This window comes from Paraburkholderia ginsengiterrae (assembly GCF_001645125.1).
GTDB lineage: Bacteria > Pseudomonadota > Gammaproteobacteria > Burkholderiales > Burkholderiaceae > Paraburkholderia > Paraburkholderia ginsengiterrae.
The window spans coordinates 65,301-79,315 of record NZ_LXKA01000143.1; the positions used below are offsets into that span (position 1 = coordinate 65,301).

Annotated in this window: 11 protein-coding genes; 4 read left to right on the forward strand and 7 right to left on the reverse strand. The window is 64.0% G+C overall.

What is annotated here, in order from left to right:
* Window positions 1-18: 18 nt before the first annotated feature.
* Window positions 19-918, reverse strand: a complete 900-nt coding sequence (locus A6V37_RS11990; RefSeq protein ID WP_064267267.1) for a LysR family transcriptional regulator — start codon at window positions 916-918, stop codon at window positions 19-21.
* 133 nt (window positions 919-1,051) lie between these two features.
* Between A6V37_RS11990 and A6V37_RS11995 the strand changes: the two genes are divergently transcribed.
* On the forward strand, window positions 1,052-1,720 hold the full coding sequence (locus A6V37_RS11995) for an NADPH-dependent F420 reductase (RefSeq protein ID WP_064267268.1): 669 nt from the start codon (window positions 1,052-1,054) through the stop codon (window positions 1,718-1,720).
* Window positions 1,721-1,867: 147 nt separating this feature from the next.
* Here A6V37_RS11995 and A6V37_RS12000 read toward each other — a convergent pair whose 3' ends face one another.
* The 5 genes from A6V37_RS12000 to A6V37_RS12020 form a co-directional block, all read right to left on the reverse strand.
* Window positions 1,868-2,593 carry a PqiC family protein gene (locus A6V37_RS12000; protein ID WP_082902658.1) on the reverse strand — a complete coding sequence of 242 codons (726 nt, stop codon included), beginning with the start codon at window positions 2,591-2,593 and terminating at the stop codon, window positions 1,868-1,870.
* Window positions 2,590-4,212, reverse strand: a complete 1,623-nt coding sequence (locus A6V37_RS12005; protein ID WP_064267269.1) for a PqiB family protein — start codon at window positions 4,210-4,212, stop codon at window positions 2,590-2,592. The genes A6V37_RS12000 and A6V37_RS12005 overlap by 4 nt, the downstream gene beginning before the upstream one ends.
* Window positions 4,213-4,348: 136 nt before the next feature.
* Complete coding sequence (locus A6V37_RS12010; RefSeq protein ID WP_064286015.1) at window positions 4,349-5,314, reverse strand: DUF2950 domain-containing protein; 966 nt, start codon at window positions 5,312-5,314, stop codon at window positions 4,349-4,351.
* A gap of 52 nt (window positions 5,315-5,366) precedes the next feature.
* The gene (locus A6V37_RS12015; RefSeq protein WP_064267271.1) at window positions 5,367-6,677 is read right to left on the reverse strand and encodes a DUF3300 domain-containing protein; all 1,311 of its coding nucleotides are present in this window, start codon (window positions 6,675-6,677) and stop codon (window positions 5,367-5,369) included.
* Between the two features lie 606 nt (window positions 6,678-7,283).
* Window positions 7,284-8,618, reverse strand: a complete 1,335-nt coding sequence (locus tag A6V37_RS12020) for an aminotransferase-like domain-containing protein (protein ID WP_064267272.1) — start codon at window positions 8,616-8,618, stop codon at window positions 7,284-7,286.
* Window positions 8,619-8,723: 105 nt separating this feature from the next.
* Between A6V37_RS12020 and A6V37_RS12025 the strand changes: the two genes are divergently transcribed.
* On the forward strand, window positions 8,724-9,377 hold the full coding sequence (locus tag A6V37_RS12025; protein ID WP_064267273.1) for a DJ-1/PfpI family protein: 654 nt from the start codon (window positions 8,724-8,726) through the stop codon (window positions 9,375-9,377).
* A gap of 294 nt (window positions 9,378-9,671) precedes the next feature.
* Complete coding sequence (locus A6V37_RS12030) at window positions 9,672-11,597, forward strand: potassium transporter Kup (protein WP_064286016.1); 1,926 nt, start codon at window positions 9,672-9,674, stop codon at window positions 11,595-11,597.
* Window positions 11,598-11,647: 50 nt separating this feature from the next.
* Here the strand turns inward: A6V37_RS12030 and fusA are convergent, their stop codons facing one another.
* Window positions 11,648-13,696 carry an elongation factor G gene (fusA, locus tag A6V37_RS12035; RefSeq protein WP_064267275.1) on the reverse strand — a complete coding sequence of 683 codons (2,049 nt, stop codon included), beginning with the start codon at window positions 13,694-13,696 and terminating at the stop codon, window positions 11,648-11,650.
* Window positions 13,697-13,857: 161 nt separating this feature from the next.
* Between fusA and A6V37_RS41295 the strand changes: the two genes are divergently transcribed.
* Window positions 13,858-14,013, forward strand: a complete 156-nt coding sequence (locus A6V37_RS41295) for a hypothetical protein (RefSeq protein WP_165614424.1) — start codon at window positions 13,858-13,860, stop codon at window positions 14,011-14,013.
* Window positions 14,014-14,015 lie beyond the last annotated feature (2 nt).

Consider the following 14,015-nt stretch of genomic DNA (forward strand, 5'->3'; position numbering starts at 1 on the left):
CCTGTGTGCCCGGCGCGCTCACGCGTGCTGCGGTCCGAATTCGGCCACCACCTGGTCGATAAACACGCGCAATTTCGGCGTGACGCGGGCGGCGGGAAACACCAGATGCATCGGCCGCGCTTCGGCTTCGTAGCCGTCCAGCAGGCGCACGAGTCGGCCTGCCGCGAGTTCGTCCTTCACCGCGACCTCCGGCGCGAGGATCACGCCGCCGCCGTTGAGCGCGGCGGCCAGCAACGCCTTCACGTCGTTGGCTTCGAAGCGGCCGGCAATCGGCACGACATGTTCGGTGTTGGCGCTATCGGTAAAACGCCACTCGGTGGCGGGCGGCATGCTCGTAAAGACGAAGCTCAGACATTCGTGTTCCGTCAGCGCCCGCGGCGTGCGCGGCTCACCCCGTTCAGCCAGATAGCCGGGCGACGCGCACGCGACCAGCCGGTAAGGCATGAGCGGCCGGGCGATCAGCGAGGAGTCGGACAGCGCGCCGAGACGGATTGCCGCTTCATAGCCTTCATCGATCAGGTCGACGAAGCGGTCGGTCAGCGTCAGCTCGACCCGCACCTCGGGATTCGCCTTCAGGTAGCGCGTGATCAGCGGCGCAAGACAGCAGGCGCCGAACGTGACGGGCGCGTTGATGCGCAGCCGACCGCGCGGCGCAGCGGACAGCGCCTGGGCAACCGATTCGGCTGCTTCGGCATCGGCCAGAAGCGCCTTGCAACGCTCGTAGAAGATCTGGCCGATCTCGGTGAGGCTCTGGCGGCGCGTCGTACGGTTGATGAGACGCGCGCCGACGCGTTCCTCGAGCGTGCTCACGTGCTTGCCGGCCATTTGCGCCGAGATGCCGAACGCGAGCGCCGCCGCGGCGAAGGAGCCGCTGTCGGCCGTCTTGACGAAAATCGCCATGCTGGTCAGTCGATCCATGATTCCCCACTCAGATTTTCGACAGTCGTCGAAATTCGCACATTTATTCCGTTCGAGTTTTGAATCATAGTGGTTCTCACCGTTGAGCGCGTGTTCAACGGCTCGATCCCCGGACAGGCATGGAGTGTGAAACATGAAAATAGGAATTCTCGGCGCGGGCTTTATCGGCCGCGCGATGGCGGCGCTGGCGCAGCAGAACGGTCACACGGTCATGATCAGCAACTCCCGCGACCCGCGTACGCTGGTCAGCACGGGCGCGGCGCTCGGCTGCGCGCTCGGCACGGCGCAGGAGGCCGCGGCTTTCGGCGATGTGGCGGTAGTGGCGGTGCCGTTCAGCAGCATTGATGCATTACCGGCGGAAGCGCTTGACGGCAAGATCGTGATCGACACCTGCAACTACTATCCCGACCGCGACGGCCGGATCGAGGCGCTCGAGAGCCGCGCCACGACCACCAGCCAGATGCTCGCCGCCGCTTTGCCGGGCGCCAGGGTAGTGAAGGCCTTCAACGCGATCCTGGCGAAGAATCTCGAAGCAGATGGCAGGCAGCCCAACGCACCCGACACGGCAAAGCGCCGGGCACTGCCGTTTGCCGGTGACGATGACGAGGCCAAACGCGTCGTGAGCGGCTTGCTCGATCAATTCGGCTTCGATCCCGTCGATGCCGGCGCGCTGGCGGACAGCTGGCGCTTCGAGCGCGCGAAGCCGGTGTATTGCACTGCGCTCGACCGTGCGGGCATGCTGGAAGGTTTGGCGGCGGCGCGGCGGGACGTGGAAGTGCCGCATGGATCGTGGCGGCACTGAGCGCTCATTGGGCGGTCATTGAACGGTCAATGAGCGGCCAATGAGCGTCTGTTGAGCGGTCAAAGTGCCGTCAACGCGCAATCGACGCGCGATCAACGCACAGCGAACCCGTCTCGCGGATTGCGCGCTGATCCGTCAGCGCCCGCATCAATCCGCAGGGCAAGGCACGCTGGCATCCGCCGCACGCGCGCGTGTCGACGACGCGCCCGTTGTCGTGGCTGCGGTCTGCGTGCGGCTCACCGGCAACGCGTTGAGCGAGGCGACGCCGGCGGCCATTTTCGCGGCCACCTGATCGAGCGCGAGGCGGTGGCCGGCCACGAGCGCGTCGTTGTCGCTCGCCACCGTTTCGGTGATCACGCTGCGGCATGTCATCACGGTTTGTGTATGCAGCGCTCGCACGCTCCATACCGCATCGATCAGCGTGTGCGAACCGGGCCACGACTCGAAACGCCGCACGCTCACCTTGACGCGATAGACGGGCACGCCATCCGGATGCGGCGTGCCGGATACGTCGATGGCGTTCAGCCGCCGGGTCAGATCCTGCGACAGCGCCTGACGGATTTCATCGGCGGGCAGCGACGCCCAGCGGCTTTGCTCGAGCACGCCGACCTGATTCGCGCCGGTCTGCACCACGAATGCGGTGCGCGCGATCTGCGGCGGCACGTCGACTGGCGGGACTTCGATTAACAGCGCGGCGCCGGTGCCGCTGGAGGTCACCGGTGTGTCGCCGGAGCCGAGCGTGTAGAAGCTGGCCGACGGCGAAGAACAGGCCGCCAGCGAGGCGGCCAGCGAGGCGGCGAGAGCGGCCAGTCCCCAGAGGACCCCGATGCCGCCGAACACACCCCGGCGGCAGGCGCGTTGCGAGGTAGTCATGGCTTGTCTCCGGATTTTCCGCGCACCAGCGATTCCGGATGACGCTCCAGATAATCGGCCAGCGCGTTCAGCGACTGCAGCGTGCGGGTCAGTTCCTGCAGCGCCTGATGCACGTCCGACTGCATCGGCGAATCCTGCTGCAACGTCGCCTCGGCCGAGCCGAAGGTCCGCTGCGCGGCGACGAGCGTATCGCGTGCCTGCGGCACCACCTCGCTGTTCAGGCGGCTGAACAGCGCGTCGGCGTTTTTCAGCGAGTTGTTCAGGTTCGCGCCGATCTGGTCGAACGGGAGCCGGTCGAGTTTCTTCGCGATGTCGGCCACCTGCGTCTGCAGCGCGTCGAGCGTGTTCGGAATGGTCGGCATTTCGATCGGATCGCTCGCGGTGTCGAATTTGACCGGCGCCGCGTTCGGGAAGATGTCGAGCGCGATGTACAACTGACCCGTCAGCAGATTGCCGGTGCGCAACTGGCCGCGCAAGCCACGCTCGACGAGACGCTGCAGCAACTGGTGGCTTGCCGTGCTGCCAGGCTCGGGTATGGGCGCTGAACCGCGGGAGCGCCGTTTCAGCCGGTCAGGGTAGATTTCGAGCGACACCGGCATGGAGAACCTGTGGGTTTGCGGATCGTAATCGACGCCGATATCCGTCACCTTGCCGAGCGCAATGCCGCGGAAGTCGACCACCGCGCCCACCGACAGCCCGCGCAGCGACTGGTCGAAGGTCATTACCGCGCGGATCGGGATGCCGTCCGGCGCGCGCATGGCGTCCGTTTCGTCCGACCCGAGGCGGAAGTCGGCCTGCTCCGTCGCCTGCGGACCCATAGCCTGGCCCGGCGGAGTCTGGAACGCGAGGCCGCCGACCACAATCGCCGCGAGCGACTGCGTGTTGACGACAAAGCCGGACGAGTCGAGCCGCACATTGACGCCGCTCGCGTGCCACCAGCGCGTATTGGTGCCGACGTACTGGTCGTATGGAGCGGACACGAATACCTGCATCGTCACACCGGTGCCGTCCTTGTCGAGCGAAACGCCGTAGACCTGGCCCACCTGCACGCGCCGGTAGAAGATCGGCGAGCCGACGTCGATCGAACCGAGCGCATCGCCGTGCAGCGTATAGCGGTGACCCTTCTGGTCGCCGGTGACGGGCGGTGGCGTTTCGAGTCCGATGAAGCGGGTTTCCATGTCCTTGGAGTGGCCGACGTCCACGCCGATATAGGCGCCCGACAGCAGCGTGTCGATGCCCGACACGCCGCTCGCGCCGACGCGCGGGCGAACCACCCAGAAGCGCGTGTCCTTGACGGCGAAATTCTCCGCCTCTTTGGTCAGTTGCACGGCGATGTCCACGTGGGATTGATCTTTTGACAGCTTGATCGTTTTCACCACGCCGATTTCGACGTCCTTGTACTTGACCTGGGTCTTGCCGGGTTCGAGGCCCTCGGCGCTGTTGAAGGTGATGGTGATCGCCGGGCCGCGTTCCGTGACCGACTTGACGACGAGCACGATGCCGATCAACGCGGCGATCAGCGGAATGACCCAGACCAGCGAGGGCAGCCAGCTACGGCGCAGCACAATGTCCGGATCGGGCAGCTCGGGGGGCACGGCGGGTCCTTGCGGGCGGCTCATGGGTAGGTTCAGGATCTTGGCAGGGGGCTGGCTGTCGCGCACCGCGGGACCCCGTATTGGGTGCGGGCCGGCGACCCGCATCGCAGTACTCACCCTTCGCGCCGGGCGCTTGCCCGCCCTGCGGTGACGTGCACACTCAGGGCTGCACGGCCTCCCATGATGAATCCGGGTCGAACGACTTCAGCGCGGCCGCGGCATGCGCGGACTGTGGCCCCAGGTTCTTCTGATAAATCTGCCCGTCCCGATTGACGATGAAGCTCATCACGCCGCTCTTGCCATACTCGGCGGGCCAGGCGACGAGCGCGTAACCCTTCGTCATGGTGCCGTTCTCCACGTAGTTCTGGCTGCCGCCTTTGGCATGCGGCCCTTGCGCACTCAGGATGCGGAAGTGATAACCGTGGTAGCCCTCTTTGGTGACGGTCGCAGAATGCGGCATCGTCGCGGCAAGCGGGCCGAGTGGACTTTCCGCCTCACCCGTCGCGGTCGGCCAGTACAGGCCGTCGTGCTTGCCCGGCGTGCTGAGGATGTGCAGCGCGTAATGCTGGGTCAGCCCCTGGTAGTCGCGTTGCGCGTCGAGATAGGCGAGCGACGTCAGCATTGCCGCGCGCTCGTTGCGGCCGATGCGGCGCGTCATGATTTCATCGCGGCCGGCCGCAGGATCGAAGCGCCATCCTTTCGACGCTTCCACGAGCGGAATTGGCAACGTCCAGCCGCTGGTGCCGACTGACAGATGCTTGCTCGCGTGGCCGTTGAGCGGCGCAGGGTCGTCGACGATCTGGTGTCCAGCCGACCAGGCGCCGAGAAAATCGTAGATGTCGTCTTCGCCGATGTCCTTGGTCGGAATGAAACGGGTGAAGTCCTTGCCGAGCACATGCTGCATGGCGTCGTTGTCGCTCGTGGAGAGGGCGTCGACAAATGCGCTGACTGCCGCTTCGGGCGTCGGATATACCGCTTGAGCGTGCGCAGTGGCCGCGCCGAACAGCTGGGCGGCGAGGCCGAACGCGCTGCCGGCAAGGCGAGGGATGACGCGAGGGGCGAGGGCCGGCGCGACAGCGTCGGCAAAACGCGCACCGAGGGCGCGAAACGGTTGGATGCGAATCATGAGCGGCTCCTGTCAGATCGGTTTAACGAGCAGTTCAACTAGCGGTTCAACGTTACCGGGCGAAGTGGCGACCGCCGCCACCGCCTCGCTGACCGCCGCCGCCCGCTCCGAGTCTCCCGCCGCCGCCTCCACCGCCGGACGCGAAACCGCCACCGCGCTGCTGTCCGCCACCGCCTGCTCCCAGATTCCCGCCACGCTGCTGTCCTCCGCCATTCGATCCGAAGCCGCCGCCGTTATTCGCCATCGATTGCCGGCTTGCCTGCCCGCGCTGCGTGTCCCGCTGCGTCTCGCCACCGTTGCCGGCGCCGCGCAAAGCATTGTCGCGATTCGCGTTCTGCGCGCTGTTGCGGATGTTGCCGGCATTGTCGCCGCCGTGCTGGATACCCTGCAGGCGTTCGCTGGCCGTGCCGCCCATATTCTGGCCGGTGCGGTTCTGCAAGGTCTGCTGCGCCTGCGCCCGTGACGCCGACGTATCGCGGCCGCGATACGCGTCGCGCTGCGCACCGCTGATATTGGCGTTGGTGTTGCGGTTGACGTTAGCGTTGCGGTTCCAGTTGGTGGTGCTGCTGTTCACATCAAGCCGGTGGTTAACATTGATGTTGTTGTACTGATTGACGTTGATGTTGACGCTGTGATTGTTCCAGTTGACGTTGCTCCACAACGAACTGGTAATCGCGACGCCGACGCCGAACGCGAGCCCCGCGGCGAGGCCGCTCGCTACCGCGTAGCCCGGCGGGGGCGGCACATACACCGGTGGATAGGCGGGATAGGGCCATGCGCCGTAGACCACAGTCGGGTTGTAGGTCGGCACATACACGACCTGAGGGTTCACCGGCACGATCTGGACCGTGTTCTGTTCGACAATCACTTTCTGCTGCTGATTGGTCTGCAGGTTGCCGGCCTTCTGGGCCTGCTTGCGCAAGCGTTGCACCGAGTCCATCACGTCGTTCGGCTGCGCGAGGAAGGCGTTGCCGAGCTGTGTGACCCAGTCGGGTTTCGACGCCATCGTGGCGAGCACTTGTGGAAACGCCACCAGCGATTGCACGCTCGGATCCCACGGCTGCGAACCGACCGCCTTCACTGCATCGTCGCCCTTGAGGTTGGGATTGGCCTTCGACCATGCGGCGGCGGCGGGCACGTCCTGCGGGAAGGTGGAGGCCATCAGCACCTGCGCGAGGAGGGCGTCAGGGTAGAGCGCGATCGGCGCGGTCAGCGAGTCCAGCTGTTGATTCGAGAGCGTGGCCGGTGACTGTGCGTAAGCGGCAGGCACCGTGACCTCGATGAAGAGTGGTGCGCCGGCGAGTACGGTCAATGCGGCGAACAGAATGTGCGAGCTTCTCTGGTATGCCCTTGAGCGTTTCACGATGAAGTCTCTCCCGGTTGGAAGTTGTAGGTATCGCAGTGGTGCGGTGCGCGAGACGTCGACGTTGTTACACTGGTCTATAGCGGTTGACTCCGTGATGGAGGGGGGAACTGGCGCTGAGAATCTCAATGCGGGTGCAGCGGCGCCTCGGCGCCGGATCTCTATACGCCGTGAATCGCGATGGCAAGACTAATAAACCTTTTCCGTTGAAATGTGCAATCTTTTGGTCAAATAAATTTAGGTTGAATTTCTGGCACCAATGGATTAGCTGGTTGATGCATTATGGCAATGCCCTGCCGGTTTGCGCATCCGACAGTTGTCGTGCGTTCATCACCAGGATCCACAGGGTGTTCGAAGTACCACTGAATTGCATGGCACCAGTACAACCGGATTCATTCCAATCATGGCGCATGAACTGTTACCGCATAAGACAGGATGCGCGAGTGATGCCTTTTGCGAATTGTCACCAAAAGCCGCGTGTGAAACCGATCGAATAATAGCGTGGCGGGATACGGGCCGTTTTATATAAAAACAGAATTGTGTCAGGCGTTTTCTGAAATCTTTCGGCTAGTCGCGACGGCGTCGAATGCGCATGGCGGCAAATGGCTAATACGTATAAGCGCCGATCACTTGCCTCACCTTTTCCAGCGCCTGTCGCAGGGTGTCCAGGTCAAGTGAACCGAGTGCGAGGCGCAGCGCATGAGGCACGTGTTCCGATGTCGAGAAGGGCTCGGCGGTCGACACGGCGATGCGCTCGCGCATGAGCGCCATGGCAATCCGGTCGGCCCGAACCTCCTCGTCCAGCGGGAGCCAGAGAAAGTACGAGGCGGGATGAGCGACGCGCCGCAATCCGTCGAGGATTTCCGCCGCCATCGTTTGACGGACCCTCGCATCACGACGTTTTTCCACCTCGAGCCGGGTCACCGTGCCATCGTCGATCCAGCCGCAGGCAATGGACGTCATCACGGCGGCAGTGTTCCAGGTCGTGGACCTGATCGCGCGCTCGATTGGGGGCACCCATTGAGCGGGCGCGGCGATGAAGCCGACCCGCAGTCCGGTGGCCACGCTTTTCGATAGTCCCGACACATACACCGTCGTTTCAGGCGCGAGCGCCGCCAGTGGGGGCGGCGGGTCGTCGGCCAGGAAGGCATACGCTGCGTCCTCGATGATGAGTAGTCCGTGGCGACGGGCAAGCGCGATCAGTTCATGCCGACGTTCGGCGTTCATCACCCACCCGAGCGGGTTATGCAGTGTCGGCATGGTGTAGACGGCACGCACCTTGCGGTTCTTGCAGAGCCGGGCGAGCGCCTTCGGGTCAGGGCCGTCGCCCGCATTTGGAATCGGCGCGAGTTCGAGGTGCAATGTGTTCGCCAGCACCTTGAAGCCCGGGTACGTCAGCGCGTCGACGGCGACCACGTCGCCTGGCCGCAGCAGCGCCATGACGGTAGCCGCGAGCCCATGTTGCGCGCCGTTGACGATCAAAATCTGCTCGCCCTCGACCGCTAATCCGCGGCTGGCGAGATGTCGCGCGACCGTCTCCCGCTCGTGCTGCCGCCCGCCGTGCGGCTGATAGCGCAGCAGCGAATCCAGATCGCCGGACGACGCGAGCTGGCGCAAGGCGTTCCTCAATAGCTCGGCCTGGTCTGGCAGCGACGGATAGTTGAAGCTGAGGTCCGCCAGATCCGACGCCAAGGTGTGCTGATCGATGCCGAGGCCCGGCGGAAGAGACGTTTCCCTGACGAACGTGCCGCGTCCGGTCTCGCCGCTGACGAGGCCCATCGCGCCAAGCTCGGCATACACGCGCGTCGCGGTGACGAGGGCGAGTCTTTCCCGCACGGCGAGTTGCCGATGGGTTGGCAGGCGCGTGCCAGGCGGCAGACGCCCCGACCGGATGTCGGCTGCCAACGCATCCACGAGAAGTTTGTAGCGGGCTTGGGCCATGCGGGAATGTATCCATGACAATTATTTGATTGTATTGATTTTCGGCCATACGATGATTCACCGCAACCCGACCTCACGCCCCCGTTCGCCGAGGAAAACAACACCATGCACATTGCCATTCTCACTTTCGAAGGTTTCAACGAACTCGACTCGCTGATCGCTCTTGGCGTGCTCAATCGCGTCAGGAAACCGGACTGGCGCGTCTCGATCGCCAGCCCCGCGGCACGGGTACGGTCGATGAACGGCGTGGTGCTCGAATCGCACATCGGCCTGCAGGAGGCGTGCACGGCCGACGCGGTCATCGTGGGCAGCGGCAGGCTGACGCGTGACGTTGTCGCCGATGCGGCGCTCATGGCGCAATTGCGTTTCGATCCGGCACGGCAGTTGCTGGCCGCGCAATGCTCCGGCACGCTGGTTCTGGCGAAGCTCGGCTTGCTCGACGGCGTGCCGGCCTGCACCGACCTGACGACGAAGCCGTGGGTTCAGGAGGCCGGCGTCGACGTTCTGAACCAGCCTTTCTTCGCCAACGGCAATGTCGCCACCGCCGGCGGGTGTCTCGCTTCGCATTATCTTGCCGCCTGGATCATCGCCCGCCTCGAAGGGATCGAAGCGGCGGAAAGCGCGATTCACTACGTCGCGCCGGTGGGCGAAAAAGACGACTACGTGTCGCGCGCCATGCGGCACATCGCGCCGTTTCTGCAGAACAAAGCGCCGACTGTTCGCCCGCAGGAGATGGCGGATCAGCGCAGTGCCGGATAGGGGCCGGCGTTCCGGGTTTCCTTTCTACGCCATAGCCAATGGTGTATGTTGAATGAGGCACACCCTGTCGTTCATGCGTGGAAGCGCATCGGAATTGCGCAACGCAAGGTGTGCCGAACATAAGAACAATAATGTGCGGCGTTCGCTGGCATGACCCATGGCGAGGCTGGCTATGTTCTCGGGGGACGCAGGCGAAAACGGGAAGCACGAAGCGCAAAAGGACCTACGATCTCCGCACGCGCCACTGCCTGTCCGGCATGTTGCACCGCGAGAGAATCAGAACCGGAGCGAGACATGAGCCAGTCAATTTCAGCCAATCCTGAGACGGGCAAGTCCGGCGGGCACGGACATCATCGGGGGGCGACGGCCGCGCTCTCGCTTGCCGCGCTCGGCGTCGTGTATGGCGACATCGGCACCAGCCCGCTCTACGCGATTCAGACCGTATTCGATCCCACCAACGGACTCGCACTCAATGCGCTGAATATCGTCGGCATCGTCTCGCTGATCGTCTGGTCGCTGATTATCGTGGTCTCGCTCAAGTACGTCGCGTTGATTCTGCGCGCCAACAATCACGGCGAGGGTGGGATCATGGCGCTGCTGGCGCTGGCCGACTCGTCGGTCGCGGACCGGCCGACGCTGCGCCGCACGCTGCTCAGCGTCGGCATCATGGGCGCGGCGCTGTTCTACGGCGACAGCGTCATCACGCCGGCCATCTCCGTTCTGAGCGCGGCCGAAGGACTGGAAGTCGCCGCGCCGTTTCTCAAGACCTGCGTGATTCCGGTAACGCTGGTTGCGCTGGTCACGCTGTTCCTGCTGCAAAAGCGCGGCACGTCCGGCATCGGCAGCGTGTTCGGACCGGTGATGGTGCTCTGGTTCATCGTGATTGCGGTGGTGGGCGTCGTCAATATGATGCAGGCGCCCGCGATACTGGTTGCGCTCGATCCGTTCACGGGGCTTGCATTCTGCCTGCGTCACAAGTGGCTGGCCTTTGTGGCACTGGGCGCGGTCGTGCTGTCGTTGACCGGCGCGGAGGCGCTCTATGCCGACATGGGGCATTTCGGCGCGCGGCCGATCCGGCTGACGTGGTTCGGTCTCGTGTTTCCGGCCCTCGCGCTGAACTATCTGGGGCAGGGTGCGTTGCTGCTGGCCGACCCGGGCGCGCTGCAAAATCCGTTCTACAGAATGTTCCCGCAATGGGCGCTCTATCCGATGATCGGGCTGGCGACAGCCGCGACCGTGATCGCGTCGCAGGCGGTGATCTCCGGCACGTATTCGATGACGAAGCAGGCCATGCAGCTCGGTTTTCTGCCGCGCATGAACGTGGTCTACACGTCGGAAAGGGAAATGGGGCAGATCTACGTGCCCGGCATCAACTGGACCTTGCTGGCGGCGGTCGTGGCGGCGGTGGTGGGCTTCGGTTCGTCCACGGCGCTCGGTTCCGCTTACGGTATCGCCGTGACCGGCACGATGCTGATCACGACCATGCTGACCTTCTTCGTGATTCGCTACGCGTGGCATCTCAACTGGGCGCTCTGTGTGTTCGCGACGGTATTTTTCTTCGTGATCGACGCGACGTTCTTCTCCGCGAACCTGCTGAAGATTACGCAGGGCGGCTGGTTCCCGCTGCTGATCGGCCTGATTATCTACACCATCATGGCGACCTGGGGCCGCGGCGCGGAAATGATGCGCACGGAAGCGCGCAACAGGGCCGGCACGATGCCGCTCAAGTCCTATCTGACGACACTGCTGGCGCGCTCGCCGATGCGCGTAGGCGGTACGGCGATTTTTCTGTCGGCCGAGCCCAATGCGGTTCCTCATTCGCTGATTAACAATCTGATGCATAACCGCGTGCTGCACGATCGCGTTGTTTTCCTGACGGTCAACAATGAGGAGGTGCCGTGGGTGCCGGCGAGTGAGCGGGTCAGCGTGCATCGTCTCGATTCGCACTGCTTCCAGATCATCATCGCGTATGGCTTTATGGATGAGGTGAATCTGCCGCGTGCGCTCGAAGGCTGCAAGGTGGATGACCTCCCGTTCGAACCCGCGGAAACCTCCTGGTTCCTGAGCCGCGCGACCCTGGTGCCGACGCCGGGCAGCGGCATGGCGATGTGGCGCGAGCGTCTGTTCTCGGTCATGCTGCACAACGTCGGCAACGTCGCGGCGTATCTGAAGCTGCCGGCCAACCGGGTGATCGAACTGGGCGCGCGAGTGGAAATCTGACAGGCCTGATGGACGGACAAGCGGGCGGGAGCCCGTCAGTCCGCCACTCATCACGCCGTGTCGTCGCCCTGTTTTTTGTGCTGCGACGCCATCCGCTCCTGCTGGGCGGGTGGCACCGGATCGTAGTGGCTGATCTGGATGCTGTAGCTGCCGTGTCCGCCGGCAATCGCGTTCAGGCGCGACTGATAGTCGTTGAGTTCCGACAACGGCACTTGCCCCGCCACGATCACGGCATTGCCGTCGGCCGTGCGCGTGCCATGCACCTGGCCGCGCTTTGAGGACAGATCGCCGATGATGTCGCCCAGCGTCGCTTCCGGCGTCATCACCTCGATGTCCACGATCGGTTCGAGCAGGATCGGCCGGGCTTTCAGCACCGCATCGATGAAGGCCTTGCGCCCGGCGCTGACGAAGGCCACTTCCTTTGAATCGACCGAATGGCTCTTGCCGTCGAAGACGGTGACGCGCACGTCCTGCATCGGGTAACCGGCCAGCGGTCCGCTGTCGATGACCTGTAAGACGCCTTTTTCCACGGCGGGCATGAACTGGCCGGGAATCGCGCCACCCTTGACGGCGTCGACGAATTCGAAGCCCGTGCCGCGCGGCAGCGGCTCGACGCTCAGCATCACTTCCCCGAATTGCCCGGCGCCGCCCGTCTGTTTCTTGTGACGATAGTGACCATCGGCCTTCGCGCCGATGGTTTCCCGATAGGCGATTTTCGGCGGCCGCGTGACCACCTCGAGCTTGTATTGATCGGCTAGCCGCTCCAGCATGAGACGCAGATGCAGCTCGCCCAGCCCGCGTACCACGGTCTCGTTAGTGCCGACCGGGTGCTCGATGCGCAGGCACGGGTCTTCCGCGCTCAGCTTTTGCAGAATTTCCCAGAGGCGTTGCTCGTTGCCCGGACGTGCCGGCTCGATCGCCAAACCATAAATCGGCGTGGGAAAGTCGAGCGGGGTCAGGTGGATGTTGCCGTCCTCGGGGGCGTCGTGCAGCACGGCGTCGAAACCGATCTCGTCGACCTTGGCCGTGGCGCAGATGTCGCCTGGCCCGGCTTGCGGCACGTCCACGTGTTCCTTGCCCTGCAGCATCATCAGATGCGCGACCCTGAACGGCTGGCGCGCGTCGCCGATATAGAGCTGGCTGTCGCGCCTTACCGTGCCTTGATGGATGCGAAACACAGCCATCTTGCCGATGTAGGGATCCATCACAATCTTGAACGCGTGCGCGAGGACATGCTTGTCGGCGTCCGGCTCGGCGCGCACGACTTCGCGGCGGCCGCCGGCATCGCGATAGAAGAGGGGCGGGTTGCCTTCCATGGGATTGGGCAGAAGCCGCACGAACACGTCGAGCAACTCCGCAATGCCGGCACCGTTGACCGTCGACGTGAAGCAGACCGGCACCAGATGGTTTTCGCGCAGCGCCCGTTCGAAAGGCTCGTGCAATTGTTCCGGGCTGATCGCCTCGCCTTGCTCCAGGTACAGCTCCATCAGCTCGGGGTCGATCTCGACCACCTGATCGACCAGTGCGTCGTGCGCCGCGGCGACGGACAGAAAATCGGCATCGCCGGCGGGATTGAAAAAACAGTCCACCACCTGGCGGCCGCCTTGCGCCGGCAGGTTGATGGGCAGGCAATCCTTGCCGAAGGTCTCCTGAATTTGCACCAGAAGGCCAGGAAGATCGACCTTTTCGCCATCGATCCCGTTCACGATGATCATTCTGCAGAGCTTACGTTCCTCCGCCCACGCCATCATGCGCCGGGTGATCATCTCAATGCCGGTCTGCGCATTGATGACGATCGCGGCAGTCTCGACCGCGGGCAGCGCGCTGATCGACAAGCCGGAAAAGTCCGGATAACCCGGCGTATCCAGCAGATAGAGGCGGGTATCGCGGTAGTGCAGGTGGGCGATGTTGGAGTTGAGCGAGTGGTGATATTTGCGCGCGAGCGGGTCGAAGTCGCAGACCGTGGTGCCGCGCTCCACGCTGCCGGCCGCATGGATGCCTCCGCCATGGAACAGCAGGGCTTCCACAAGCGATGTCTTGCCACATCCGGCATGCCCGACCAGAGCGATCGTGCGGATGGCGTCGGGACTGTAACGCATGGTCGCCCTCGTCCAGTGGTGGAGGTGGGGTCATTATTGGCGAAAACAGGTCCATGCGCCATACGGTGCGCCCGCCTGAATTCGTCACCGGCCGACGAAAAGCCGAATTCGCCGCAGCGCCTACAATGTAGGCATGGTCGCAACTCGTCAAGGAGGCTGCCATGACTCAGTCGATGATTAGCTTTGTAGTGGGCCTCGCGGTCGTGCTGGCCGTGGCTGTCATGCTGGCGCGGCGTTATATGCGCGATCACAAGGGCGAGGGGATGGCTCAGTGGCTCGATGCGCACCATATGAGCTGGATGCACCATAAGCATTGATC